The sequence below is a fragment of the Enterobacter chuandaensis genome (assembly GCF_039718975.1).
Taxonomy (GTDB): Bacteria; Pseudomonadota; Gammaproteobacteria; order Enterobacterales; family Enterobacteriaceae; genus Enterobacter; species Enterobacter chuandaensis.
Window position 1 is genome coordinate 920,202 of sequence record NZ_CP097173.1, and the last position, 26,411, is coordinate 946,612.

General features: G+C 54.8%; 23 protein-coding genes. 15 read left to right on the top strand and 8 right to left on the bottom strand.

What is annotated here, in order from left to right; translation table 11 throughout:
* Positions 1–62 precede the first annotated feature (62 nt).
* Positions 63–1,343: a glutamate-1-semialdehyde 2,1-aminomutase gene (hemL, locus tag MX657_RS04465; protein WP_346807456.1), complete on the bottom strand. Its 1,281-nt coding sequence runs from the start codon at positions 1,341–1,343 to the stop codon at positions 63–65.
* A 177-nt stretch (positions 1,344–1,520) separates the two neighbouring features.
* On the opposite strand from hemL, the gene clcA reads away from it, so the two are divergent.
* Complete coding sequence (clcA, locus tag MX657_RS04470) at positions 1,521–2,921, top strand: H(+)/Cl(-) exchange transporter ClcA (RefSeq protein WP_119915995.1); 1,401 nt, start codon at positions 1,521–1,523, stop codon at positions 2,919–2,921.
* 79 nt (positions 2,922–3,000) lie between these two features.
* Positions 3,001–3,345, top strand: coding sequence for an iron-sulfur cluster insertion protein ErpA (gene erpA / locus MX657_RS04475; protein ID WP_013095643.1), 345 nt, complete (start codon positions 3,001–3,003; stop codon positions 3,343–3,345).
* 71 nt (positions 3,346–3,416) lie between these two features.
* Here erpA and MX657_RS04480 read toward each other — a convergent pair whose 3' ends face one another.
* From MX657_RS04480 to mtnN, 3 genes are read right to left on the bottom strand one after another with little or no spacing between them, the layout of a single operon-like run.
* On the bottom strand, positions 3,417–4,040 hold the full coding sequence (locus MX657_RS04480) for a TRIC cation channel family protein (RefSeq protein WP_080328745.1): 624 nt from the start codon (positions 4,038–4,040) through the stop codon (positions 3,417–3,419).
* 21 nt (positions 4,041–4,061) lie between these two features.
* Entirely contained in the window at positions 4,062–4,862 is an 801-nt protein-coding gene (gene btuF, locus MX657_RS04485) for a vitamin B12 ABC transporter substrate-binding protein BtuF (protein WP_346807459.1), read from the bottom strand.
* On the bottom strand, positions 4,855–5,553 hold the full coding sequence (gene mtnN, locus MX657_RS04490) for a 5'-methylthioadenosine/S-adenosylhomocysteine nucleosidase (RefSeq protein ID WP_119915993.1): 699 nt from the start codon (positions 5,551–5,553) through the stop codon (positions 4,855–4,857). Before mtnN ends, btuF begins: the two co-directional genes overlap by 8 nt.
* An 82-nt stretch (positions 5,554–5,635) precedes the next feature.
* Here mtnN and dgt point away from each other — a divergent pair, with 82 nt between their 5' ends.
* The 3 genes from dgt to cdaR all read left to right on the top strand — a co-directional run bounded on the left by dgt (position 5,636) and on the right by cdaR (position 10,022).
* On the top strand, positions 5,636–7,150 hold the full coding sequence (gene dgt / locus MX657_RS04495) for a dGTPase (protein WP_119915992.1): 1,515 nt from the start codon (positions 5,636–5,638) through the stop codon (positions 7,148–7,150).
* A 131-nt stretch (positions 7,151–7,281) separates the two neighbouring features.
* The gene (gene degP / locus MX657_RS04500) at positions 7,282–8,718 is read left to right on the top strand and encodes a serine endoprotease DegP (protein ID WP_080328749.1); all 1,437 of its coding nucleotides are present in this window, start codon (positions 7,282–7,284) and stop codon (positions 8,716–8,718) included.
* 146 nt (positions 8,719–8,864) lie between these two features.
* Positions 8,865–10,022, top strand: coding sequence for a DNA-binding transcriptional regulator CdaR (cdaR, locus tag MX657_RS04505; RefSeq protein ID WP_023334570.1), 1,158 nt, complete (start codon positions 8,865–8,867; stop codon positions 10,020–10,022).
* A 69-nt stretch (positions 10,023–10,091) separates the two neighbouring features.
* Here cdaR and MX657_RS04510 read toward each other — a convergent pair whose 3' ends face one another.
* Positions 10,092–10,481 carry a DUF3461 family protein gene (locus MX657_RS04510; RefSeq protein WP_008501916.1) on the bottom strand — a complete coding sequence of 130 codons (390 nt, stop codon included), beginning with the start codon at positions 10,479–10,481 and terminating at the stop codon, positions 10,092–10,094.
* A 322-nt stretch (positions 10,482–10,803) separates the two neighbouring features.
* On the opposite strand from MX657_RS04510, the gene MX657_RS04515 reads away from it, so the two are divergent.
* Positions 10,804–11,436, top strand: coding sequence for a DNA-binding protein (locus tag MX657_RS04515; protein ID WP_119915991.1), 633 nt, complete (start codon positions 10,804–10,806; stop codon positions 11,434–11,436).
* Here MX657_RS04515 and dapD read toward each other — a convergent pair.
* The 3 genes from dapD to map form a co-directional block, all read right to left on the bottom strand.
* The gene (dapD, locus tag MX657_RS04520) at positions 11,433–12,257 is read right to left on the bottom strand and encodes a 2,3,4,5-tetrahydropyridine-2,6-dicarboxylate N-succinyltransferase (RefSeq protein WP_119915990.1); all 825 of its coding nucleotides are present in this window, start codon (positions 12,255–12,257) and stop codon (positions 11,433–11,435) included. The two genes, MX657_RS04515 and dapD, sit on opposite strands and share 4 nt — an antisense overlap.
* Before the next feature lie 32 nt (positions 12,258–12,289).
* Positions 12,290–14,965 (bottom strand): bifunctional uridylyltransferase/uridylyl-removing protein GlnD, encoded by a 2,676-nt coding sequence (gene glnD / locus MX657_RS04525; protein WP_008501914.1) that lies wholly within the window; start codon positions 14,963–14,965, stop codon positions 12,290–12,292.
* Between the two features lie 63 nt (positions 14,966–15,028).
* The gene (gene map, locus MX657_RS04530; RefSeq protein ID WP_014882626.1) at positions 15,029–15,823 is read right to left on the bottom strand and encodes a type I methionyl aminopeptidase; all 795 of its coding nucleotides are present in this window, start codon (positions 15,821–15,823) and stop codon (positions 15,029–15,031) included.
* A gap of 322 nt (positions 15,824–16,145) precedes the next feature.
* On the opposite strand from map, the gene rpsB reads away from it, so the two are divergent.
* The 9 genes from rpsB (at position 16,146) to bamA (ending at position 26,364) form a co-directional block, all read left to right on the top strand.
* Positions 16,146–16,871 carry a 30S ribosomal protein S2 gene (rpsB, locus tag MX657_RS04535; protein WP_003856207.1) on the top strand — a complete coding sequence of 242 codons (726 nt, stop codon included), beginning with the start codon at positions 16,146–16,148 and terminating at the stop codon, positions 16,869–16,871.
* Positions 16,872–16,988: 117 nt separating this feature from the next.
* A complete protein-coding gene (gene tsf, locus MX657_RS04540; protein ID WP_028015579.1) occupies positions 16,989–17,840 on the top strand; it encodes a translation elongation factor Ts in 852 nt (283 codons plus the stop codon).
* A gap of 150 nt (positions 17,841–17,990) precedes the next feature.
* Entirely contained in the window at positions 17,991–18,716 is a 726-nt protein-coding gene (pyrH, locus tag MX657_RS04545; RefSeq protein WP_008501910.1) for a UMP kinase, read from the top strand.
* A 167-nt stretch (positions 18,717–18,883) separates the two neighbouring features.
* Positions 18,884–19,441 (top strand): ribosome recycling factor, encoded by a 558-nt coding sequence (gene frr, locus MX657_RS04550; protein ID WP_003856180.1) that lies wholly within the window; start codon positions 18,884–18,886, stop codon positions 19,439–19,441.
* Between the two features lie 95 nt (positions 19,442–19,536).
* Entirely contained in the window at positions 19,537–20,736 is a 1,200-nt protein-coding gene (gene ispC, locus MX657_RS04555; protein WP_119915988.1) for a 1-deoxy-D-xylulose-5-phosphate reductoisomerase, read from the top strand.
* Positions 20,737–20,922: 186 nt separating this feature from the next.
* Positions 20,923–21,681 (top strand): (2E,6E)-farnesyl-diphosphate-specific ditrans,polycis-undecaprenyl-diphosphate synthase, encoded by a 759-nt coding sequence (gene ispU, locus MX657_RS04560; RefSeq protein ID WP_028015581.1) that lies wholly within the window; start codon positions 20,923–20,925, stop codon positions 21,679–21,681.
* A 12-nt stretch (positions 21,682–21,693) separates the two neighbouring features.
* Entirely contained in the window at positions 21,694–22,551 is an 858-nt protein-coding gene (gene cdsA, locus MX657_RS04565; protein WP_080328753.1) for a phosphatidate cytidylyltransferase, read from the top strand.
* Between the two features lie 11 nt (positions 22,552–22,562).
* On the top strand, positions 22,563–23,915 hold the full coding sequence (gene rseP, locus MX657_RS04570; RefSeq protein WP_346807470.1) for a sigma E protease regulator RseP: 1,353 nt from the start codon (positions 22,563–22,565) through the stop codon (positions 23,913–23,915).
* Positions 23,916–23,946: 31 nt separating this feature from the next.
* On the top strand, positions 23,947–26,364 hold the full coding sequence (bamA, locus tag MX657_RS04575; RefSeq protein WP_080328754.1) for an outer membrane protein assembly factor BamA: 2,418 nt from the start codon (positions 23,947–23,949) through the stop codon (positions 26,362–26,364).
* Positions 26,365–26,411 lie beyond the last annotated feature (47 nt).

Here is a 26,411-nt window from a genome sequence, read left to right on the forward strand (position 1 = left end):
TTTAGTGTTTGCTCCCTCTCCCTGTGGGAGAGGGCCGGGGTGAGGGCACCAGGCCGCACATCTTAAAGCTTCTCAAACACCTTACGCGCCGCGTCGATGGTGTTATTGATATCTTCTTCGCTGTGCGCCACGGACATAAAGCCCGCTTCGAACGCCGACGGCGCCAGGTACACGCCTTCTTCCAGCATCAGGTGGAAAAAGCGCTTGAAGCGTTCAACGTCGCACTTCACCACGTCCTGATAGCAGGTCACGGTTTTCGCATCGGTGAAGAAAATCCCGAACATGCCGCCCACGTGGTTCACCACCAGCGGAATACCCGCGTCTTCTGCGGCTTCCAGCAGACCGTTTGCCAGCTGCGCGGTGCGGTCAGTCAGGGTTTCATGAATACCCGGCTGCGCCACTTCGGTCAGACAGGCGAAGCCCGCAGCCATGGCGATAGGGTTGCCGGAGAGCGTGCCCGCCTGGTAAACCGGGCCGGTTGGTGCCAGGGCTTCCATCACGTCCTTGCGACCACCGAATGCCCCGACCGGCATGCCGCCGCCGATGATTTTGCCGAGGCAGGTCAGGTCTGGCTCAACCTCATAATAAGACTGAGCGCCCGCCAGCGCCACGCGGAAGCCGGTCATCACTTCGTCGATGATCAGCAGCGCGCCGAACTCATCACACAGGGCGCGCAGGCCCGGCAGGAAGTCTGGCTGCGGTGGGATGCAGTTCATATTGCCCGCAACCGGTTCAACGATGATGCAGGCGATCTCCTGCGGATACTGCTCGAACGCCGCGCGAACGGTGCTCAGATCGTTATAGGTGCAGGTCAGGGTATGTTTAGCGAAATCAGCCGGTACACCCGGCGAGTTTGGCTGGCCGAGCGTCAGCGCGCCGGAACCGGCCTTCACCAGCAGACAGTCTGCGTGACCGTGGTAGCAGCCTTCGAACTTGATGATTTTGTCGCGGCCGGTAAAACCGCGCGCCAGACGGATGGCGCTCATGGTGGCTTCGGTACCGGAGTTCACCATACGCACCATGTCCATGGTCGGCACCAGTTCGGTAACCAGCTCCGCCATTTTCACTTCCATCTCGGTTGGCGCGCCGAAGCTCAGGCCGCGCTGCGCGGCTTCGATGACCGCGTTACGAATGGCCGGGTGGTTGTGACCCAGTACCATCGGCCCCCAGGAACCGACGTAATCGATATAGGCTTTGCCATCGACATCATACAGATACGCGCCGTCAGCACGTTCGATAAACAGCGGCGTGCCGCCCACGCCGGTAAAGGCGCGTACTGGCGAGTTCACGCCACCTGGAATAAGCTCGCGGGCTGCACTGTAGAGGTTTTCAGACTTGCTCATGGCATCGTTCCTGGTTCGTATAAAATGATTAAGCCCACTATTCTAAGTGATCCGCAGAAGGTTATGAAATTTTTAGCCGGGTAATGCTTTAAGATTTGTTAAGTATTTTTCAGACGACGCAGGGAAGGTCTCTGGTAAAATCCTCGCGGCTTTTTGTATGACGAATAAGAACAGGACATGAAATCAGATTCTCCGTCTTTTGAAGAACAACAGTTTACGCGCGCCCGGCACCGAATCAGCATTCGGCGGCTGCTCAATCGCGATAAAACGCCGCTGGCGATCCTGCTGGCCGCTGCGGTGGTGGGTACCCTTGCTGGCCTGGTTGGCGTGGCGTTTGAAAAAGCAGTTAATGCCGTACTCAACTGGCGAGTGGGGACCGTAGCCGGTTTCGCCGAGCGCGAATGGCTGGTCTGGGTGGCAGCATTCGGCCTGTCTGCGCTGTTTGCCATGGTGGGATATTTTCTGGTGCGTAAGTTCGCCCCGGAGGCGGGCGGGTCTGGCATCCCGGAAATCGAAGGTGCGCTGGAGGAGCTGCGTCCGGTGCGCTGGTGGCGGGTGATTCCGGTTAAATTCATTGGCGGTATGGGGACGCTTGGTGCGGGAATGGTGCTCGGCAGGGAAGGGCCAACGGTACAGCTCGGGGGAAACGTCGGCCGCATGGTGGGCGATCTGTTTCGGATGCGCAGCGCTGAAGCGCGCCATACGCTGCTGGCCACCGGTGCAGCTGCGGGGCTTTCTGCGGCGTTTAACGCGCCGCTGGCCGGTATTTTGTTCATCATCGAAGAGATGCGCGCACAGTTCCGCTACAACCTGATCTCCATTAAAGCGGTGTTTACTGGCGTCATTATGTCGAGCATCGTTTTTCGCATCTTCAATGGCGAGGGAGCGGTGATTGAAGTGGGTAAACTGACCAACGCGCCGGTCAACACCCTGTGGCTTTACCTGATCCTCGGCATGATTTTTGGCGTAGTGGGGCCGCTGTTTAACACCTTTATCCTGCGCGCTCAGGATATGTTCCAGCGTATTCACGGCGGGAATACCACGAAATGGGTGCTGATGGGCGGTCTGCTGGGCGGGATGTGCGGTGTGCTCGGCTTTATCGAGCCGAATGCTGCTGGCGGTGGCTTCGGGCTGATCCCCATTGCCGCAGCCGGAAACTTCAGCGTGGGTTTGCTGCTGTTTATGTTTATCTCCCGGGTCATCACGACGGTACTGTGCTTCTCCTCCGGTGCGCCTGGCGGGATTTTTGCCCCAATGCTGGCGCTGGGTACGCTGCTCGGTACCGCGTTTGGTATGGCGGCTGAGGCGGGGTTCCCCGCTTACCATCTGGACGCCGGCACCTTCGCAGTGGCCGGGATGGGGGCGCTGCTGGCCGCATCCCTGCGCGCGCCGTTGACCGGCATCGTGCTGGTGCTGGAGATGACGGACAATTACCAGCTCATTTTGCCAATGATCATTACCTGTCTCGGGGCGACACTATTAGCCCAGTTCCTGGGTGGAAAACCGCTATACTCCACTATCCTCGCGCGAACCCTGGCAAAACAAGAGGCGGAGCGGGCCGCCGCGCAGAATACTTGAATGAATTACCAGGGTATTAGATAATGACGAAAAGAATTGGGTGAATTTTACCCAATGGCAGTATTCATGGGAGCATAAGATGAGTGATGACGTAGCGTTGCCGCTGGAGTTTACCGAAGCAGCAGCCAACAAAGTGAAAACCCTGATTGCCGACGAAGACAATCCGGATCTGAAACTGCGTGTCTATATTACCGGTGGCGGCTGCAGCGGCTTCCAGTACGGTTTTACCTTTGACGATCAGGTTAACGACGGCGATATGACCATTGAGAAACAGGGCGTCGCGCTGGTTGTTGACCCGATGAGCCTGCAGTATCTGGTGGGCGGTTCGGTGGATTACACCGAAGGTCTGGAAGGTTCGCGCTTTGTCGTGACCAACCCGAACGCAACAAGCACCTGCGGGTGTGGTTCGTCGTTCAGTATTTAAGAGGGGGTGGGCTGATGCCCTCATCCCGACAAAACGCTAAAAACGGTAACCTGGTGGTTACCGTTTTGCATTTACCTGCCATTCTCATCCAGCGCAAACGTCGGCAGCTTCAGGTGCCAGCGTATCGCCGCTAAACGTATCACCAGCGTCACGACCATACCCAGCATGGCCGCATTTTCCAGCGGAACCGCAAAGGTGTAGTACGCCGTAGCGTGAACGATCCCACCAATTATGCAGGCAGTGGCATAGATTTCAGTCCGCAGGATCATCGGCACTTCACGCGCCAGGATATCGCGAATGATCCCGCCGCCAACGCCGGTCAATACGCCCATGCAGATCGCTACCATCGGGCCGGTACCCGCATTAAACGCCTTATTGACGCCAATGCCGACAAACACGGCGAGACCGACGGCATCCAGCACTGGCAATATCCATTTTGGCAGTCTGCGAGGCTGGCGAACCAGCACGATGGTCAACAGACAGGTCACCATCGCCACCACCAGATCGGTGGGATCTTTCACCCAAAATACCGGGCCATTTGCCAGCGCCATGTCGCGAATTGTCCCGCCGCCAACGGCGGTCACCACGCCCAGCACCAGCACGCCAAACGGATCCATGCGTAGTTTTCCGGCGAGCAGGACGCCGGAGATAGCAAAAACGGCTGTACCAAGAATATCCAGCCAATAAACGAGCATCGTTAAATCCTCGAACGTATGTTAATGACCCTCTGCCAGGGCGGCACAGAGCTGTTTTGCGGCGAGGATAATACGCGGGCTGGCGCGTTCAAACCAGTCGCCGTTGAGCGGGATCACCGGAATTTTTAGCTGGCTTTGCCAGAATTGTTCAATTTTAGGAATTTCGCTCGCACTTCCGACCACGACGATGGCCTGCGGCTGGCGCGCCAGAACCTGCTCGCGGCTCACCTGAGGCCACGGCACCCGGCTGGCAGCAAAGATATTTTCTCCGCCGCACACTTCCAGGACCTGATTCTGAATGGAGCCTTTACCGGTGGTGAATAGCGGCTGGCTGCCAAACTGCAGGAAGATGCGCTTTTTAACAGGGGTATCGTATCGGGCTTTCAGCGCGGCGTAGTCACTGAGCATCTGCTTCGCCGCAGCCTCGGCCTTTTTCGGCGTGGGGCTATAAGGTGCCAGGGCGCGCAGCGCCTGAGAGACCTGCTCAATGCTTACGGCGTCAACCCACATGACCTTGATGCCAAGCGAGGTAAGCTGGTTGACCTGCCGCTCGGCGTTACCGCCGCGCCAGGCCAGCACGAGATCCGGTTTAAGCGCCACGATGCGCTCAAGATTCATCCCTTGCCAGGTTGCTACTTGCTCAATGTCGGCCGCCTGCGGGGGATAATCCGAAAAGCTGCTGACGCCAACGGGGGTGATCCCGGCGGCAAACGCCAATTCGGTATTCGCGGGGGAGAGAGTAATCACACGCGGCGCGGCGAACAGCCACGCCGGTGCGAGGAGGAGCAGGGCGACCAGCGCCCTGATAGACCGTTTAGCCACGTGCCAGGTTCTGCACCAGGCGTTCCACCATCACAGTGGACTGTTTTGCCGCAACGACCAGGAACTCATCAAAGCTGATGTGGGACTGCTGGTCTGCCACGTCAGAGATGGCGCGCACCACCACGAACGGTACGCTGAAGTTATGGCAAACGTGCGCAATTGCGGTGGCTTCCATCTCAACAGCGACGGCCTGCGGGAAGTTATGACGGATTTTCGCCAGACCGACGGAACCATTGATGAACGCATCACCGCTGACAATCAGGCCGCGTACCGCGTTGAGATTGAGCTCAGCAATGCAGGTTTCAGCCGCGGCAATCAGTTTATCGTCAGCTTTGAACCCTGCCGGGCAGCCGGGAAGCTGGCCGTACTCGTAACCGAACGCGGTGACATCGGCGTCGTGGTAGCGCGCTTCGTCGGAGACAACGATATCGCCCACTTTCAGCGTCGGCGCCAGGCCGCCCGCAGAGCCGGTATTAACGATCACGTCCGGCTTGCAGCGTTCAAGCAGCAGGGTCGCACCCAGCGCAGCAGCCACTTTACCGATGCCTGATTTCAGCAGAGCCACGTCAACACCGTTCAGCTGGCCGGTGTAGATCTCACAACCACCCAGAGAGAGGGTCTGACGGTTCTCAATTTTGTCACGCAGCAGCGTAACTTCTTCTTCCATTGCACCAATAATGCCGATTTTCATAGATTTACTCGCGATGTGCCTTGTTAAGATGCATAGTCTATCATGCGGTTAAGGGGAAACGCATTCTCACGCGGGGGAGCACATGTCACCAATCGATTTTCGTACCAAAATTAACTGGCACCGTCGTTTCCGTTCGCCGCAGGGCGAAAAGAGCGAACATGAGATCCTGCGTATCTTCGAAAGCGATCGCGGCAGGATCATTAACTCGCCCGCCATCCGGCGTTTACAGCAAAAGACCCAGGTGTTCCCGCTGGAGCGTAACGCCGCGGTGCGCACACGCTTAACCCACTCCATGGAAGTCCAGCAGGTCGGGCGTTATATCGCCAAAGAGATTTTAAGCCGCCTTAAAGAGCAACGTTTACTGGAAACCTATGGCCTGGATGAGCTGACGGGCCCTTTTGAGAGCATCGTTGAGATGGCTTGCCTGATGCACGACATCGGCAACCCGCCTTTTGGCCATTTCGGCGAGGCGGCTATCAATGACTGGTTTAAGCAGCGGCTTTATCCGTCGGATGCGGTAAGCCAGCCCCTCAGTGATGACCGCTGCATCGTGCGCGATTTACGCCTGCGCGAAGGTGAAGAGGGGCTGAACGATCTGCGCCGCAAAGTGCGCCAGGATCTCTGTCACTTTGAGGGCAACGCGCAGGGGATCCGGCTGGTGCATTCCCTGATGCGCATGAACCTGACCTGGGCGCAGGTCGGCTGCATTCTGAAATATACCCGCCCCGCATGGTGGATGGGTGAGACGCCTGCCTCCCACAGTTATTTAATGAAAAAGCCGGGTTATTACCTTTCTGAAGAGGCCTATATTGAACGGCTGCGTAAAGAACTTTCCCTGACGCCAAACGGCCGCTTCCCTTTGACGTGGATTATGGAAGCCGCTGACGATATTTCCTATTGCGTGGCCGACCTGGAAGATGCCGTTGAGAAAAGAATATTCAGCGTTGAGGAGCTTTATCAGCATCTTTATGCGGCATGGGGACACCATGAAAAAGGCTCGCTGTTTGCCCAGGTTGTCGAAAATGCCTGGGAAAAATCGCGCTCAAATACGTTAAGCCGCAGTACGGAAGATCAGTTCTTTATGTATTTGCGGGTCAATACATTAAATAAACTGGTGCCGTATGCCGCCTCGCGCTTTATTGATAATTTGCCGCTGATCTTCAGCGGGGAATTCAATCATGCGCTGCTGGAAGACGACAGCAGCTTCAGCCAGCTTCTTGAACTTTATAAGCATGTGGCGATGCGGCATGTGTTCAGCCATCCTGACGTTGAACAGCTGGAACTGCAGGGATACCGGGTAATCAGTGGGTTACTGGAGATTTATTCTCCCTTGCTCAACCTGACGACGGACGACTTCAGTGAGCTGGTGGAAAAAGAGCGCGTGCGGCGAATTCCTATCGAATCCCGGCTTTACCAGAAACTCTCTACCCGTCATCGGCTGGCGTATGTCGAAGCGATTGGCAAACTGGATCGGCAATCACTCCAGTGGCCGGTGATGGAATATTATTATCGCTGCCGTCTAATCCAGGACTATATCAGCGGCATGACCGATTTGTATGCCTGGGATGAATACCGCAAGCTCATGGCCGTGGAATAATTCCAGAGTTTTGTAAAGACGACCAATAAATTTTTACCTTTTCCATAAACTTATGGCCGGAACTAAGCGGTATAAAATGAATCTGAGTTACACAGCAATTTTGCGTTACCTGTAAATCGAGATTGAGAAACATGAAAAAAACCACATTAGCAATGAGTGCACTGGCTCTGAGTTTAGGTTTAGCGCTGTCTCCTCTGACTGCTACTGCAGCCGAGACCGCGTCGTCGGCAGCAACCGCGCAGCAGATGCCAAGCCTGGCACCGATGCTCGAAAAAGTGATGCCATCGGTGGTGAGTATTAACGTTGAAGGTAGCACGACCGTCAATACGCCGCGTATGCCGCGTAACTTCCAGCAGTTCTTTGGTGATAATTCACCGTTCTGCCAGGACGGTTCGCCATTCCAGAGTTCCCCGTTCTGTCAGGGCGGTGGTGCCGGGGATGACAGCCAGGGCGGCGGCCAACAGCAGAAATTCATGGCGCTTGGTTCAGGGGTGATTATTGATGCGGCGAAAGGCTACGTCGTGACCAACAACCACGTTGTTGATAACGCGAACAGCATTAAGGTTCAGCTGAGCGATGGCCGTAAGTTCGACGCCAAAGTGGTGGGTAAAGACCCACGCTCCGACATCGCGCTGATCCAGATTCAGGATCCGAAAAACCTGACGGCGATTAAAATTGCCGACTCCGATGCGCTGCGCGTGGGTGATTACACCGTCGCTATCGGTAACCCGTTCGGTCTGGGCGAAACCGTGACCTCCGGTATCGTCTCTGCGCTGGGCCGTAGCGGCCTGAATGCGGAAAACTATGAAAACTTCATCCAGACGGATGCGGCCATTAACCGCGGTAACTCTGGCGGTGCGCTGGTGAACCTGAACGGCGAGCTGATCGGTATCAACACCGCAATCCTGGCACCGGACGGCGGCAACATCGGTATCGGCTTTGCTATCCCGAGCAACATGGTGAAAAACCTGACTGCTCAGATGGTGCAGTACGGCCAGGTGAAACGCGGTGAGCTGGGTATTATGGGGACCGAGCTGAACTCCGAGCTGGCAAAAGCAATGAAGGTGGATGCGCAGCGCGGTGCGTTCGTCAGCCAGGTTATGCCGAACTCCTCAGCGGCGAAAGCAGGCATTAAAGCGGGGGATGTGATCACCTCCCTGAACGGTAAGCCGATCAGCAGCTTTGCTGCCCTGCGCGCGGAAGTGGGTTCTATGCCGATTGGCAGCAAAGTGACCCTCGGCCTGCTGCGTGACGGTAAACCGGTTAACGTGAGCCTGGAACTGCAGCAGAGCAGCCAGAATCAGGTGGATTCCAGCACTATCTTCAGCGGTATTGAAGGGGCTGAGATGAGCAACAAGGGCCAGGACAAAGGCGTGGTGGTGAACAACGTGAAGGCGAACAGCCCGGCTGCCCGTATCGGCCTGAAAAAAGGTGATGTGATCATGGGGGCTAACCAACAGCCGGTGAAAAACATCGCTGAACTGCGCAAAATTCTCGACAGCAAACCGTCCGTGCTGGCACTGAATATCCAGCGTGGTGACACCTCAATCTACCTGTTGATGCAGTAATCCTCTTAAGCCCCTGTACGCAGGGGCTTTCTCGTTTCTGTGACCCCTACCGCAACTCCATACTTCCCCTTATCACTTTGTGCATTCGCACAATGCAGTCGTTGCTGAACTTCCCTATGCTTGAGCTCTGCTCACAGGAGGGTTACATGGCTGGCTGGCATCTTGATACCAAAATGGCGCAGGATATTGTGGCGCGCACTATGCGCATCATTGATACCAATATCAACGTAATGGATGCCCGCGGGCGCATTATTGGCAGCGGCGATCGCGAGCGTATTGGTGAATTGCACGAAGGTGCGCTGCTGGTGCTCTCTCAGGGGCGCGTGGTCGATATTGATGATGCGGTAGCGAAACACCTGCACGGCGTACGCCAGGGGATCAACCTGCCGCTGCGTCTGGAAGGGGAAATTGTTGGCGTTATCGGCCTGACGGGTGAACCGGAATCCCTGCGGAAATACGGCGAGCTGGTCTGTATGACGGCGGAAATGATGCTGGAGCAGTCGCGCCTGATGCACCTGCTTGCCCAGGACAGCCGTTTACGCGAAGAGCTGGTAATGAACCTGATACAGGCGGAAGAGCATACGCCTGCACTCAGCGAATGGGCGCAGCGTCTGGGGATCGATCTCAACCAGCCGCGCGTGGTGGCGGTGATTGAGGTCGACAGCGGCCAGCTTGGCGTTGACAGCGCGATGGCTGAGCTGCAGCAGCTGCAAAATGCGCTGGCGACGCCGGAGCGCGACAACCTGGTGGCGATCGTCTCGCTTACGGAAATGGTGGTGCTCAAACCGGCGCTCAATGCGTTTGGCCGCTGGGATGCGGAGGATCATCGTCGCCGCGTGGAGCTGCTGATCTCCCGGATGAAGGAGAATGGTCAGCTGCGTTTTCGCGTTGCGCTGGGCAATTACTTTACCGGGCCGGGCAGCATCGCCCGCTCCTGGCGCACTGCGCGCACCACCATGATGGTGGGCAAGCAGCGGATGCCCGAGAGCCGCAGTTATTTCTACCAGGATCTGATGCTGCCGGTGCTGCTCGACAGTCTGCGTGGCGGCTGGCAGGCCAATGAGCTGGCGCGTCCGTTAGCGCGCCTGAAAGCGATGGACAACAACGGCTTGCTGCGCCGGACGCTGCAGGCGTGGTTCCGCCATAACGTGCAGCCGCTGGCGACCTCAAAAGCGCTGTTTATTCACCGCAATACGCTTGAGTACCGGCTAAACCGAATTTCGGAGCTGACGGGGCTGGATTTGGGAAACTTTGACGACAGGCTGCTGCTGTACGTGGCGCTGCAGCTGGACGAGCAGAGATGATGCTGTGTGCGGTTTTCACCCTCTCCCTGTGGGAGAGGGTCGGGGTGAGGGGATCAGGCCGCACCTAACTTATTTATTGCGCGTTAATTTCTCAAGATCCGCTTCAATCTCGCTGATCTTGTTGGTGACAACGCTTTCAAGATGACGCAAATCATCGAGGATCTTACGTTTGAGATCGACTTCAGTGCGATCGCGCTGGCAAATCTGATCGAGCTCATCGATCACATAACGCAGGTTAGGGCTGATTTCCTGCACCTCTTTGTACCCTTGTCCTACGCCGTCAGCGACGACGGTCTTACGCTGGCGTGGATATTTAAACTTCACGCTCTTGGCGAAAAACTCTCCTTTATCCTTGTGAAAATAGATTTTTAGAATGTCGTTGTTGGCTTCCTGGCGAAGGCTGTAACGATCGATTTCATCAGGATTGGTAATGCCCAGACTTTTCAGATTATCGTACATAGCGGTACCCTTATCTCAACATAACCTTTGAATAATTAATGAAAAAATTCCTTTTTGCCACCCTCATATACAAAAAAAGCGGGGTCGATCCTGATTACATTTCACTGAAATTACCGGGCAGGGAAGGTGCATTGCCCCCACTCGTTTATTGTTGTTTTTAACCACTACGTCAAGCGGAAATCCATGGAATACATGAATCTCCCCTCACAACGCTAACGCAGTATCACGATAGCCGCGGGAAAAGGCGAGCGAGACGGGTATTCAAAAGCGAGGAAATGAGGCAAAGTTATCGCACAAAAGCGTAGCCCGCGGGGATAATGACATGTCAGGACGCATTGATTATCAAATTGAAAAATACAGCTTTGGTGCCGCCGAGGAGAGCCCAAGGCTCACGCACCAGTGGGCAGAAGTTGCCGCAGAGTGCCGCCAGTTAAAGGCGGGTGCGGAAGAGCGTTTACGTATTGCCTTGCTGAACGTGGATTATGTCACCAGCTTCGAACTGCCGTTCCGACTGGTACTGACCCGCGCCCCGCAGCTTATCGCCGGGCTGCGCGATGAGTTTCAGCTAAACCAGAAGAACGTCATCTTTAACGGTAAGCGCTTTGGCTGCGTGTACAGCCTGAAAGCCGATCTTAATGCGATTCCCGAGGCTTTTCAGTACCGTATGAGTACCCGCATTCGACGGATCGATCCCACCGGGCTGACGGCAGAGCCTTTCCGGCAGATTGCCAAAGAGGTAAAAGCGCCGCGTGAGCGACTGAAGCTGGCGCTGGAGTCGGGTCTGGCTGTGACGGCTCTCGACGGGCTGTTCTGGCTGGGCAGCCAGCGTATAGCGGCGGATATCGCAGGGTTGCGAAAAAAGGGAATGGCGATCGCGACAGCGGAAACGGACGTCTTTGATGATTATACCGGGACGCACAGGCGGGTCCCGGTTTATCAACGCGTCGGGGATTAGTCGATAGTGCGCAGCAGTTCGTTGATGCCCACTTTACCGCGGGTTTTCGCATCTACTTTCTTCACGATCACCGCACAGTACAGGCTGTATTTACCGTCTTTTGATGGCAGGTTACCGGAAACGACCACGGAGCCCGCAGGAACGCGACCGTAGTGCACTTCGCCGGTTTCGCGGTCGTAAATACGGGTGCTCTGGCCGATGTAAACGCCCATAGAGATCACGGAGCCTTCTTCCACGATCACGCCTTCCACCACTTCAGAACGTGCGCCGATGAAGCAGTTGTCTTCAATGATGGTCGGGTTAGCCTGCAGTGGCTCCAGAACGCCACCGATGCCGACACCGCCGGACAGGTGAACGTTTTTACCAATCTGCGCGCAGGAGCCGACGGTTGCCCAGGTATCAACCATGGTACCTTCGTCAACGTATGCACCGATGTTTACATAGGATGGCATCAGTACGGTGTTGCGTGAGATGAACGCGCCCTGACGAACCGCCGCTGGTGGTACCACGCGGAAGCCTTCTTTCTGAAAACGCGCTTCATCGTAATCCGCGAATTTCATTGGTACTTTATCGAAGTAGCGGCTTTCTGCTCCGTCGATAACCTGGTTATCGTTGATACGGAAAGAGAGCAGCACGGCTTTCTTCAGCCATTGATGAGTGACCCACTGACCGTCGATTTTTTCTGCCACGCGCAGGGCGCCGGAATCCAGCAGGGAAATAACCTGGTTTACCGCTTCACGGGTCACGGTATCCACATTTGCCGGGGTGATCTCGGCGCGACGCTCAAAAGCGGACTCAATAACGTTCTGTAACTGCTGCATTGTTTACTCTTTCCATTTCACTAAAAAACACGTCACCCTTTATCGTTTGGATTGAGGGCTGCTGTCAACCGTTGTTGCACTTCAAGCTGCAGGTCATTATTAAGGGCACGCCGGTCTGCGGTGGCGATTATAAATAAATCTTCTACTCGCTCGCCAATGGTTGTAATTCGGGCGCCATGAAGCGAAATTCCCAGATCGGCAAAAACCTGGCCGACCCGGGCAAGCAGCCCAGGCTGGTCGAGCGCGATCAGTTCCAGGAATGATTTACGGTCGGTGTGGGTCGGCAGGAAATTGACCTCGGTATCGACGGTAAAGTGGCGTAATTTAGCCGGCTGGCGACGCGGCTGCGGCGGCTGCCAGCTGCGCTGGGTAATCGCCTGCTCCAGACCGAAGCGTATCCCTTCATGCCTGTCCGACGACAGCGGGCTGCCGTCCGGCTCCAGCACAATAAAGGTATCCATCGCCATGCCGTCGCGGGTGGTAAAAATCTGCGCGTCGTGAACGCTCAGGTTACGCCTGTCCAGCTCGGCGCAGACGGCAGCAAACAGGTAAGGCCTGTCCGGGCTCCAGATGAAAATTTCCGTTCCGCCGCGCGTGGCCTGCGGGCTGAGCAGGATCATCGGCTGAGACAGATCGTGCTTTAGCAGGTGCCGCGCGTGCCAGGCAAGCTGATTTGGGCTGTGGCGGACAAAATAGTTGGCACGACAGCGGGCCCAGATCTGATGCAGCGCCTCTTCATCAATGTTATCCATCCGCAGCAGCGCCAGCGCCTGCAGCTGGTGATGACGCACGCGCTCGCGCATGTCCGGGGTATTTTGCATCCCGCGTCGCAGCTGTTTTTCGGTGGCGAAGTACAGCTCGCGGAGCAGGCTCTGCTTCCAGCTGTTCCACAGCGTTTCGTTGGTGGCGCAAATGTCCGCCACCGTCAGGCAGACCAGATAGCGCAGACGGTTTTCCGTTTGCACCTCTTCGGCGAACTGCTTAATAACCTCAGGATCCTGAATATCGCGACGCTGGGCGGTGACCGACATCAGCAGGTGATGGCGCACCAGCCAGGCGACCAGCTGCGTTTCACGTGAGTTGAGACCGTGCAGTTCGGCAAATTTCAGCACGTCCTGCGCGCCCAGCACCGAGTGGTCGCCGCCGCGGCCCTTGGCGATGTCATGGAACAGGGCGGCAATCAGAATTAATTCCGGATGGGTCAGGCGCGGCCACAGTTCTACGCACAGCGGGTGGCGGGAACGTGTCTCTTCTTTGGCAAAGCTTTCCAGCTTAAGCATCACGCGGATGGTGTGTTCATCCACCGTATAGGCGTGGAACAGATCGAACTGCATCTGCCCGACGATGTGTGACCACTGCGGCATATAGGCCCACAGTACGCTGTGGCGATGCATCGGCAGCAGCCCGCGGCTGACGGCACCCGGGTGGCGAAGCATGCTCAGGAACAACGAGCGCGCTTCCGGGATGTAACACAAAGGCTGCGTCAGATGGCGGCGTGCATGGCGCAAATGGCGCAGGGTGGTGGAGTAGATCCCGGTGATCGTGCTGTTGCGCACCATGGTGTAGAACATCCGCAGGATCGCTTCCGGCTCGCGGATGAACAGCGTTTCGTCGCGCAGATCGATCAGCGTGCCGCGCAGCTGGAATTCGTCATCAATCGGGCGCGGCTTTTCGTCCGCCGTCAGGGCAAGGATCGCTTCATCAAACAGCTGTAAGAGCATCTGGTTCAGCTCGGTAACCCGGCGGGTGACGCGGAAGAAATCCTTCATCATCTGCTCAACCGGCTCGTTGCCTTCGCCCTGGTAATTCAGACGCTGCGCCACGCTGAGCTGACGGTCAAACAGCAGGCGGTTATCGTAGCGCGTGACTTCCAGATGCAGGGCAAAACGGATGCGCCACAGCAGGTGCAGGCATTCGTTCAGCTCGTTACGCTCGGCCTCGGTCAGGAAGCCGAAGCCGACCATCTCGTCCATCGAGGTGGCGCCAAAGTGGCGGCGGGCGACCCACTGTAAGGTGTGGATGTCGCGCAGGCCGCCGGGGCTGCTTTTGATATCGGGTTCGAGGTTATAGCTGGTGCCGTGGTAGCGCTGGTGGCGCTGGTTTTGTTCCTCGACCTTGGCGGCGAAGAATTTTTCTGAGGGCCAGAAGCCATCGCTGAAGATGTGCTTTTGCAGCTCCAGGAACAGCGCGACGTCGCCAATCAGCAGGCGGGTTTCAATCAGGTTGGTGGCGACGGTCAGGTCGGATAATCCTTCCAGCAGACACTCTTCCAGGGTGCGCACGCTGTGGCCCACTTCCAGCTTGACGTCCCAGAGCAGGGTCAGCAGCTCGCCTATTTTCTGCGCCTGTTCGTCCGGCAGCTTTTTGCGGCTCAGGATCAGCAGGTCGATATCGGAGAGTGGATGCAGCTCACCGCGGCCATAGCCCCCGACTGCAACCAGCGCGACGTCGCTCACCTGCCCGAAACCGTAGTCTATCCACAGACGCTGCAGGAGCTGGTCGATAAATTCGGTGCGTGCTTCGATGAGCTGCTCGGCAGAGACGCCCGCGTCGAACGCGCTGCCCAGCCAGCGGTGGAAAACATCCATATGGGCTTTGATATGCGCGCAGGTCAGCTCGTGCGGCGGCCAGACGCCCGGGTTATCGGGCTGGTCAGGGAGGGTGGGAAGTGCTGTGTTAGCATACTGTTCGGGTAAAAGATTACTCATCGTGCGCCACCCATAAGAAAAAGCTATCGCCATTAAAAAAGCCGGCATTTGCCGGCTCTTTTATCACTCAATGTTCGTCAGTATCGCCGGGATGGTGTCATCCTTGCGCAACGTCATAATTTCGCAGCCGTTGTCCGTTACCACAATAGTATGCTCGTACTGGGCAGACAAGCTTCTGTCTTTGGTTTTCACCGTCCAGCCGTCTTTCATGGTGCGGATGCGGTAGTCACCGGCGTTGACCATCGGTTCGATGGTGAAGGTCATGCCTTTTTGTAGCACTACGCCGCCGTCATCGGCATCATAGTGCAGAACCTGTGGTTCTTCATGGAAGACGCGGCCAATGCCGTGACCGCAGTATTCGCGCACCACGGAGAAACCTTCCGCTTCCACAAACTTCTGGATTGCCGCACCGATGGTGCGCAGGCGAATACCCGGCTTAACCATTTTCAGCGCCAGGTACAGGCTCTCTTGCGTCACTTTGCACAGACGCTCGCCCAGAATCGTTGGTTTGCCAACGATGAACATCTTCGAGGTGTCACCGTGGTACTCGTCTTTAATGACGGTCACGTCGATATTGACGATGTCGCCGTCTTTCAGCAGTTTTTCGTCGTCCGGAATACCGTGGCAAACCACTTCATTAATAGAAATGCAGACGGATTTCGGGAAGCCGTGGTAGCCGAGACAGGCGGAAACCGCGTGCTGCTCGTTGACGATATAGTCGTTACAGATGCGATCCAGTTCGCCGGTGCTGACGCCCGGTTTCACGAACGGCTCGATCATTTCCAGCACTTCCGCGGCCAGACGACCGGCGACGCGCATCTTTTCAATTTCTTCAGGTGTCTTAATAGAGATAGCCATGTAATCTGTCCATCGGTGTCGATTTTTTCGACAATACTAGTCTAAGTGTCGTCAATGGTATCAGTCAGGCACGCTCTGTGCCAAATTGAGAATCATTAACAGCACACTCCGCCAACAACTGTTGGTTTCTGGTCGTGTTTTGTGGTATAAAGCGCGCCGGACTTCCGATCCATCTCAGATACACAGGCTGGACGGAAGCGACAAATCTCACTTTGTGTAACAACACACACGTATCGGCACATATTCCGGGGTGCCCTTCGGGGTCGGTAATATGGGATACGTGGAGGCATAACCCCAACTTTCAATATAGAGGTTTTAAAACATGGCAACTGTTTCCATGCGCGACATGCTCAAGGCTGGTGTTCACTTCGGTCACCAGACCCGTTACTGGAACCCGAAAATGAAGCCTTTCATCTTCGGCGCGCGTAACAAAGTTCACATCATCAACCTTGAGAAAACTGTACCAATGTTCAACGAAGCCCTGGCTGAGCTGAACAAGATCTCTTCCCGTAAAGGTAAGATTCTGTTCGTTGGTACTAAGCGCGCTGCAAGCGAAGCTGTGAAAGATGCTGCTAACAGCTGCGACCAGTTCTTCGTGAACCATCGCTGGTTGGGCGGCATGCTGACCAACTGGAAAACTGTTCGTCAGTCCATCAAGCGCCTGAAAGATCTGGAAACCCAGTCTCAGGACGGTACTTTCGACAAGCTGACTAAGAAAGAAGCGCTGATGCGCACTCGTGAACTGGACAAGCTGGAAAACAGTCTGGGCGGTATCAAAGATATGGGCGGCCTGCCAGACGCGCTGTTCGTAATCGATGCAGACCACGAGCACATCGCTATCAAAGAAGCTAACAACCTGGGTATCCCGGTATTCGCTATCGTTGATACCAACTCCGATCCGGACGGTGTTGACTTCGTTATCCCGGGTAACGACGACGCAATCCGTGCTGTTAGCCTGTACCTGAGCGCTGTAGCTGCTACCGTTCGTGAAGGCCGTTCCCAGGATCTGGCTTCTCAGGCGGAAGAAAGCTTCGTAGAAGCTGAATAATAAGGTTTTACCCCTTATTAGTACCGTGTATGAATAGGGGCCCATTATCGGCCCCTTTTTTCAATTTACACTGTTTGGCCTCCGGCCGGGCAGTTCACATCTCCCGAGGATTTAAGAATGGCTGAAATTACCGCATCCCTGGTAAAAGAGCTGCGCGAGCGTACTGGCGCAGGCATGATGGATTGCAAAAAAGCGCTGACTGAAGCGAACGGCGACATCGAGCTGGCAATCGAAAACATGCGTAAATCCGGTGCGATCAAAGCAGCTAAGAAAGCAGGCAACGTTGCTGCTGACGGCGTGATCATCACTAAAATCGACGGCACCTACGGTATCATTCTGGAAGTTAACTGCCAGACTGACTTCGTTGCTAAAGATGGCGGTTTCCAGGCATTTGCGAACAAAGTACTGGACGCAGCTGTTGCTGGCAAAATCACTGACGTTGAAGTTCTGAAAGCACAGTTCGAAGAAGAACGTGTTGCGCTGGTTGCTAAAATCGGTGAGAACATCAACATCCGTCGCGTATCTTCCCTGGAAGGCGAAGTGCTGGGTTCTTACCAGCACGGCGCACGTATCGGTGTTCTGGTTGCGGCTAAAGGCGCTGACGAAGAGCTGGTTAAACAGCTGGCAATGCACATCGCTGCAAGCAAACCAGAATTCGTTAAGCCAGAAGACGTGTCTGCTGAAGTGGTAGAGAAAGAGTACCAGGTACAGCTGGACATCGCGATGCAGTCTGGTAAGCCAAAAGAAATCGCAGAGAAAATGGTTGAAGGCCGCATGAAGAAATTCACCGGCGAAGTTTCTCTGACTGGCCAGCCTTTCGTTATGGATCCAAGCAAGTCTGTTGCTCAGCTGCTGAAAGAGCACAATGCTGACGTAACTGGCTTCATCCGCTTCGAAGTGGGCGAAGGCATCGAGAAAGTTGAGACTGACTTCGCAGCAGAAGTTGCTGCAATGTCCAAGCAGTCTTAATGATTGAAAAGGAGCCGCCTGAGGGCGGCTTCTTTTTGTCACCCTTCACAGGAAATCAGACAGGCTCCAGTATCGCTGTGCTGATTTGCGGCATATCATGTCGCCAGAATTAACCCCCATCTTAATCGTTGACAGTCTCAGGAAAGAAACATGGCTACCAATGCAAAACCCGTGTACAAACGCATTCTGCTTAAGCTGAGTGGCGAAGCGCTGCAGGGATCGGAAGGCTTCGGTATTGACGCAAGCATCCTTGATCGCATGGCACAGGAAATCAAAGAACTGGTCGAACTGGGTATCCAGGTTGGCGTGGTCATTGGCGGTGGCAACCTTTTCCGTGGTGCTGGTCTGGCGAAAGCGGGGATGAACCGCGTTGTGGGCGACCACATGGGGATGCTGGCAACCGTGATGAATGGCCTGGCAATGCGTGACGCGCTGCATCGCGCTTATGTGAACGCCCGCCTGATGTCCGCGATCCCCCTGAATGGCGTATGCGATAATTACAGCTGGGCAGAAGCCATCAGCCTGCTGCGCAACAACCGCGTGGTGATCCTCTCCGCCGGTACGGGTAACCCGTTCTTTACCACCGATTCCGCTGCCTGCCTGCGCGGTATCGAAATCGAAGCCGATGTGGTGCTGAAAGCGACCAAAGTAGACGGCGTGTTTACTGCCGACCCGGCAAAAGATCCTTCAGCGACCATGTACGATCAGCTGAGCTACAGCGAAGTGCTGGATAAAGAGCTGAAAGTGATGGATCTTGCCGCCTTCACGCTGGCTCGCGACCACAAACTGCCGATCCGTGTCTTCAACATGAACAAGCCTGGCGCACTGCGTCGCGTGGTTATGGGCGAAAAAGAAGGCACTTTGATCACGGAATAATTTCCGTCGACGATAAATACAGGTAAGATTCCGCTTTACTTTGTAGTGGTATCTTACCTGGACGCGCCTTTGGCGTTGTCATGAATTAAACGCGACTATACTTAGCACACCTGTAGCGCTGTGCTGGCGGATAGTCTGCCTGAGACAAGTTTTCAAGGATTCGTAACGTGATTAACGACATCAGAAAAGATGCTGAAGTACGCATGGACAAATGCGTAGAAGCGTTCAAAAACCAAATCAGTAAAATCCGTACTGGCCGTGCTTCCCCAAGCCTGCTGGATGGCATCATCGTAGAATACTACGGTACGCCAACCCCTCTGCGTCAGCTGGCGAGCGTAACGGTTGAAGATACCCGTACGCTGAAAATCAACGTCTTCGATCGCTCTATGAGCCCGGCCGTTGAGAAAGCAATCATGGCCTCTGACCTGGGTCTGAACCCAAGCTCTGCGGGCGCTGACATTCGCGTTCCACTGCCTCCGCTGACGGAAGAGCGTCGTAAAGACCTGATCAAAGTGGTTCGCGGTGAAGCTGAGCAGGGTCGTGTTTCTGTGCGTAACGTACGTCGTGATGCGAACGATAAAGTGAAAGCACTGCTGAAAGAAAAAGAGATCAGCGAAGATGACGATCGTCGTTCTCAGGACGACATTCAGAAAATGACCGACGCGGCCATCAAGAAAATTGATGCGGCGCTGGCAGAAAAAGAAGCGGAACTGATGCAGTTCTGATTTCTGTCGTACACTGATAAACGCCGTTCAGAGGGACTTCGGGTCTTGCTGGCGGCGTTTTGCTTTTATCTGGTCTAACTTTTTTCGGGCATCTCATGAAGCATTTAACACTCCTCGGCTCAACCGGCTCCATCGGTTGCAGTACTCTCGACGTCGTCCGCCATAATCCTGATCTTTACACCGTGACAGCGCTGGTGGCCGGTAAGAATGTGCAGCGTATGGCTGAGCAGTGCCTGGAGTTTATGCCCCGCTATGCGGTGATGGATGACGAACAGAGCGCACGTCTGCTGAAAGCACAGCTGCGTGAGAAGGGCAGCCAAACCGAGGTGCTGAGTGGCCAGCAGGCGGCCTGCGAGATGGCGGCGCTGGATGAGGTTGATCAGGTTATGGCGGCCATCGTCGGGGCAGCCGGGCTGCTGCCGACACTTGCCGCGATCGATGCGGGTAAAGACGTTTTGCTCGCTAATAAAGAGTCTCTTGTCACCTGCGGCCGCCTGTTTATGGACGCGGTAAAACAGCGCGGGGCGCGACTTTTACCGGTCGACAGCGAGCACAACGCCATTTTTCAGAGTTTACCGCAACCTTTTCAACAGAACCTGGGGTACGCTGACCTGGAGCAGAATGGCGTGGTGTCGATTCTGCTTACCGGGTCTGGTGGCCCGTTCCGTGAAACGCCACTGTCTGAACTGCGCGCAATGACGCCGGATCAGGCGTGCCGTCATCCGAACTGGTCAATGGGGCGTAAAATCTCCGTCGATTCTGCCACCATGATGAACAAAGGTCTGGAATACATTGAAGCTCGCTGGCTGTTTAATGCGTCGGCGAAACAGATGGAAGTACTGATCCACCCGCAGTCGGTGATTCACTCGATGGTACGCTATCAAGATGGCAGCGTGCTGGCACAGCTGGGCGAGCCGGATATGCGTACGCCTATAGCCCATTCAATGGCATGGCCAAACCGGGTGAAATCCGGCGTGAAGCCGCTTGATTTCTGTAAGCTCAGTTCTCTGACGTTCAGTGAACCAGACTACGATCGTTATCCTTGTCTGAAGCTTGCAATGAATGCCTTTGACCAGGGACAGGCGGCGACCACGGCACTGAATGCAGCCAATGAAATTACCGTTGACGCATTTCTGAATCAGCAGATCCGTTTTACCGATATTGCGACCTTAAATTTATCGGTACTGGACATGATGGATTTGCGCGAGCCACAAAGCGTGGAAGAGGTGCTGGCGGTGGATACAGCTGCTCGTGATATTGCGCGTAAACAGGTGACACGTCTCGCAAGCTGGTGATAAAGCAAGCACTAGTGGTCGTGCTATTTGTTAGCGTTGGGCTTCAGTGATATAGTCTGCGCCACCTGATCGCAGGAATTTGACTTTATGTGGTCAGGTAAGCCGTGGTTTGACACGGCTTTTTTATGTACAGGCTTAAGTATTCCTGAGTACCGTTAAATCCTTTTCAGGGACAAAAAACGCGTTATGTTGTCTGCGAATCAACCAATAAGCGAAAACTTGCCAGCTCATGGCTGCCGTCATGTAGCAATTATTATGGATGGCAATGGGCGCTGGGCGAAAAGACAAGGGAAAATACGAGCCTTTGGGCATAAAGCAGGGGCGAAATCTGTTCGCCGCGCCGTCTCTTTTGCCGCCAATAACGGCATTGATGCGTTAACGCTCTATGCTTTTAGCAGTGAAAACTGGAATCGACCTCCGCAGGAAGTAACCGCGTTGATGGAATTGTTTGTGTGGGCGCTAGACAGCGAAGTAAAAAGCCTGCACCGCCACAACGTACGCCTGCGCATCATTGGCGATACCAGTCGTTTTAACTCACGTTTGCAGGAACGGATTCGTAAAGCAGAAGCGCTGACGGAAAATAATACCGGTCTGACGCTCAACGTTGCGGCGAATTACGGTGGACGCTGGGATATTATCCAGGGCGTTCGGCATCTGGCCGAACAGGTTCAGGAAGGGCTGTTGAGACCCGACCAGATTGATGAAGAGGCGCTGAGCAAGCAAATCTGCATGAATGAACTGGCACCTGTGGATTTGGTAATTAGGACAGGGGGGGAACATCGCATAAGTAACTTTTTGATATGGCAAATTGCCTATGCTGAACTTTACTTTACGGATGTTCTTTGGCCCGATTTTGATGAACAAGACTTTGAAGGTGCGCTGCATGCCTTTGCCAATCGAGAGCGTCGTTTCGGCGGCACCGAGCCAGGTGGCGACAAAGCCTGATGGGGGTAGCTTTTGCTGAAGTATCGCCTGATTTCCGCTTTTGTTTTAATACCCATTGTCATTGCGGCGCTGTTTTTACTGCCCCCGGTGGGATTCGCCATTGTTACGCTGGTGGTGTGCATGCTCGCCGCGTGGGAATGGGGACAGTTTAGCGGCTTTACCTCGCGCAGTCAGCGAGTATGGCTTGCGGTACTTTGTGGCTTAATCCTGGCCATAATGCTGTTTACGTTGCCTGAATATCACCATGATATTCGTCAACCGCTAGTTGCCGGCTCCTTATGGGTATCGTTGGCCTGGTGGGTTGCTGCGCTGTTGCTGGTGCTTTTTTATCCAGGATCAGCCGCAATCTGGCGTAATTCTAAAGTGCTGCGACTTATTTTTGGTTTGCTCACCATTGTTCCCTTTTTCTGGGGAATGGTCGCGCTGCGCGCCTGGCACTATGATGAAAACCACTACAGCGGTGCGATCTGGCTGCTGTATGTGATGATTCTCGTCTGGGGGGCTGACTCCGGGGCGTATATGTTTGGTAAACTGTTTGGCAAACATAAACTGGCGCCAAAAGTGTCTCCGGGAAAAACCTGGCAAGGCTTCATCGGCGGCTTGTTTACGGCAGCGATCATCTCCTGGGGCTATGGCGTCTGGGCAGATCTGGCAGTGGCACCGTCAATACTGCTGGTGTGCTCGATTTTTGCTGCACTTGCCTCAGTGCTCGGTGATTTAACCGAAAGTATGTTTAAGCGTGAAGCAGGGATTAAGGACAGCGGACATCTTATTCCAGGGCATGGCGGTATACTGGATCGCATTGACAGCCTGACAGCGGCTGTTCCAGTATTTGCTTGCCTGCTTTTACTGGTATTCGGGACGATTTAACGGAAGGTTTTATGCTGAGCATTCTCTGGAATCTGGCGGCGTTCATTGTTGCACTGGGTGTACTGATTACCGTGCATGAATTTGGCCATTTCTGGGTTGCTCGCCGTTGTGGTGTGCGGGTAGAGCGATTCTCCATTGGTTTTGGCAAATCACTCTGGACGCGCACCGACCGTCACGGCACGGAATTTGTCATCGCCCTTATCCCGCTTGGCGGCTACGTCAAAATGCTCGACGAACGCGTTGAGCCTGTCGCCCCCGAGCTACGACACAGCGCGTTCAATAACAAAACCGTTGGACAACGCGCCGCCATCATCGCTGCCGGACCGGTAGCCAACTTCATCTTCGCGATTTTCGCTTACTGGCTGGTGTTTATCATCGGCGTCCCTGGCGTGCGTCCGGTTGTAGGGGAAATTGCCCCTGACTCCATCGCGGCGAGTGCGCAAATTACCTCCGGGATGGAACTTAAAGCGATTGATGGCATCGAAACCCCTGATTGGGATGCCGTGCGACTGCAGCTGGTAGCCAAAATAGGCGATCCGCAGACCACCATCAGCGTATCGCCGTTTGGATCAGACGCGCGTCAGGACAAAGTACTGGATTTACGCCACTGGCGTTTCGAGCCAGACAAAGAGGATCCCGTTGCTGCGCTGGGCATTCGTCCCCGCGGCGCGCAGATTGAGCCGGTATTAGCCGAAGTACAGGCAAATTCGGCGGCGAGCAAAGCGGGTTTGCAAGCTGGTGACAGGATCGTTAAAGTCGATGGTCAACCATTAACAGAGTGGATGACCTTTGTTACTCTGGTGCGCGATAATCCGGGGACGTCCCTCGCGCTGGAAGTTGAAAGGCAAGGCAGTCCGCTTTCGCTGACGCTGATCCCGGATACGAAGCCGGTCGGCAAAAAGGCAGAAGGGTTCGCAGGCGTTGTGCCAAAAGTGATCCCGCTGCCAGATGAGTACAAGACAATACGCCAGTATGGGCCGTTCAGCGCCATTCTTGAAGCCACGGATAAAACATGGCAACTGATGAAGCTGACGGTCAACATGTTGGGGAAATTGATAACCGGTGATGTGAAACTGAACAACCTCAGTGGGCCAATTTCGATTGCTCAGGGGGCTGGGATGTCAGCGGAGTTCGGGGTGATTTACTATCTCATGTTCCTCGCGCTTATTAGCGTGAACCTTGGGATAATCAACCTGTTCCCGCTTCCCGTTTTAGACGGGGGTCATCTGCTGTTTTTAGCGATTGAAAAGCTAAAAGGCGGGCCGGTATCCGAGCGAGTTCAAGACTTTAGTTATCGCATTGGCTCGATTTTGCTGGTGCTGTTAATGGGGCTTGCACTTTTCAATGATTTCTCTCGGTTGTAAGAGAGTTAGTTAGGAAGAACGCATAATAACGATGGCGATGAAAAAGTTGCTCATAGCGTCGCTGCTGTTTAGCAGCGCCACCGTATACGGTGCTGACGGGTTCGTAGTGAAAGACATTCATTTCGAAGGCCTTCAGCGTGTCGCCGTTGGTGCGGCCCTCCTCAGTATGCCTGTGCGCCCCGGCGATACGGTTAATGATGATGATATCAGTAACACCATCCGTGCTCTGTTTGCCACCGGCAACTTCGAGGATGTCCGCGTCCTGCGCGATGGTGATACGCTGCTGGTACAGGTAAAAGAACGTCCAACGATCGCCAGTATCACTTTCTCCGGCAACAAGTCGGTGAAAGATGACATGCTCAAGCAAAACCTTGAAGCATCCGGTGTTCGTGTGGGTGAGTCTCTGGACCGCACAACCCTTTCAGACATTGAAAAAGGTCTGGAAGACTTCTACTACAGCGTCGGTAAATACAGCGCCAGCGTGAAAGCGGTTGTCACTCCGCTCCCGCGTAACCGTGTTGATCTGAAGCTGGTCTTCCAGGAAGGTGTTTCTGCGAAGATCCAGCAGATCAACATCGTGGGTAACCACGCGTTCAGCACCGACGAACTGATCTCGACCTTCCAGCTGCGCGATGAAGTGCCGTGGTGGAACGTGGTTGGCGATCGTAAATACCAGAAACAGAAACTGGCGGGCGACCTTGAAACCCTGCGCAGCTACTATCTGGATCGCGGTTACGCCCGTTTCAACATTGACTCGACTCAGGTGAGCCTGACGCCGGACAAGAAAGGGATCTATATCACGGTTAACATTACTGAAGGCGATCAGTACAAGCTTTCAGGTGTTGAAGTGAGTGGTAACCTGGCGGGGCATTCTGCTGAAATCGAATCGCTGACCAAAATTCAGCCGGGCGATTTGTATAGCGGCTCCAAAGTCACCAAGATGGAAGACAGCATTAAGAAGCTGCTCGGCCGCTATGGTTATGCCTATCCGCGCGTACAGACTCAGCCGGAAATCAACGACACGGATAAAACTGTTAAGTTGCACGTTAACGTTGATGCGGGTAACCGTTTCTACGTGCGTAAGATCCGCTTCGTCGGTAACGACACCTCTAAAGATTCCGTTCTGCGTCGCGAAATGCGTCAGATGGAAGGTGCGTGGCTGGGCAGCGACCTCGTTGACCAGGGTAAAGAGCGTCTGAACCGTCTGGGCTATTTTGAAACCGTGGACACTGAAACCCAGCGTATCCCGGGCAGTCCGGATCAGGTTGATGTCGTTTATAAAGTGAAAGAGCGTAACACCGGTAGCTTTAACTTCGGTGTGGGCTACGGCACGGAAAGCGGCGTTAGCTTCCAGGTCGGCGTCCAGCAGGATAACTGGCTGGGTACGGGTTACTCTGTTGGTATTAACGGTACCAAAAACGACTACCAGACCTACTCTGAATTCTCCGTTACCAACCCATACTTCACCGTTGACGGTGTGAGCCTGGGCGGTCGTATCTTCTATAACGACTTTAAAGCGGATGACGCGGATCTGTCTTCCTACACCAACAAAAGTTACGGTGTGGACGGAACGCTTGGCTTCCCGGTTAACGAATACAATACCCTGCGTGCGGGCTTAGGTTATGTGCATAACGACCTGTCCAACATGCAACCGCAGGTGGCGATGTGGCGTTATCTGGACTCTATCGGCCAGTCTGCAAGCACATCCAGCGATGACAACGGCTTTGCGGCGGATGACTTCACCTTCAACTACGGCTGGACTTACAACCGTCTTGACCGTGGTTACTTCCCAACGGAAGGTTCTCGCGTCAACCTGAACGGTAAAGTAACCATTCCTGGTTCCGATAACGAGTTCTACAAGGTGACGCTGGATACCGCGTCCTACTTCCCGATTGATGACGATCACAAGTGGGTGGTTCTGGGTCGTACCCGTTGGGGCTATGGTGACGGTATCGGCAGTAAAGAGTTGCCGTTCTATGAGAACTTCTATGCGGGTGGTTCAAGCACCGTGCGTGGCTTCCAGTCCAATAACATTGGTCCGAAAGCGGTTTATTACGGCGGCAATGACGAAGATAACTGCGCAAGCCGTGATCCAAAACAAGTATGTAGCTCTGATGATGCAGTAGGCGGTAACGCTATGGCCGTGGCGAGCCTCGAGTTCATCACGCCGACGCCGTTTATCAGTGACAAATACGCGAACTCCGTACGTACGTCCTTCTTCTGGGATGCGGGTACGGTGTGGGACACGAACTGGCAGAACACCGATCAGATGCGTCTGGCTGGCGTACCGGACTACAGCGATCCGAGCAATATTCGCATGTCAGCCGGTATCGCATTACAATGGATGTCACCGCTGGGGCCGTTGGTCTTCTCCTACGCCCAGCCGTTTAAGAAATACGATGGAGACAAAGCGGAGCAGTTCCAGTTTAACATTGGTAAAACCTGGTAATAATTCGCTGCAATGGAATGCGTTGGCAGTGTAGCGCTGACAACCGG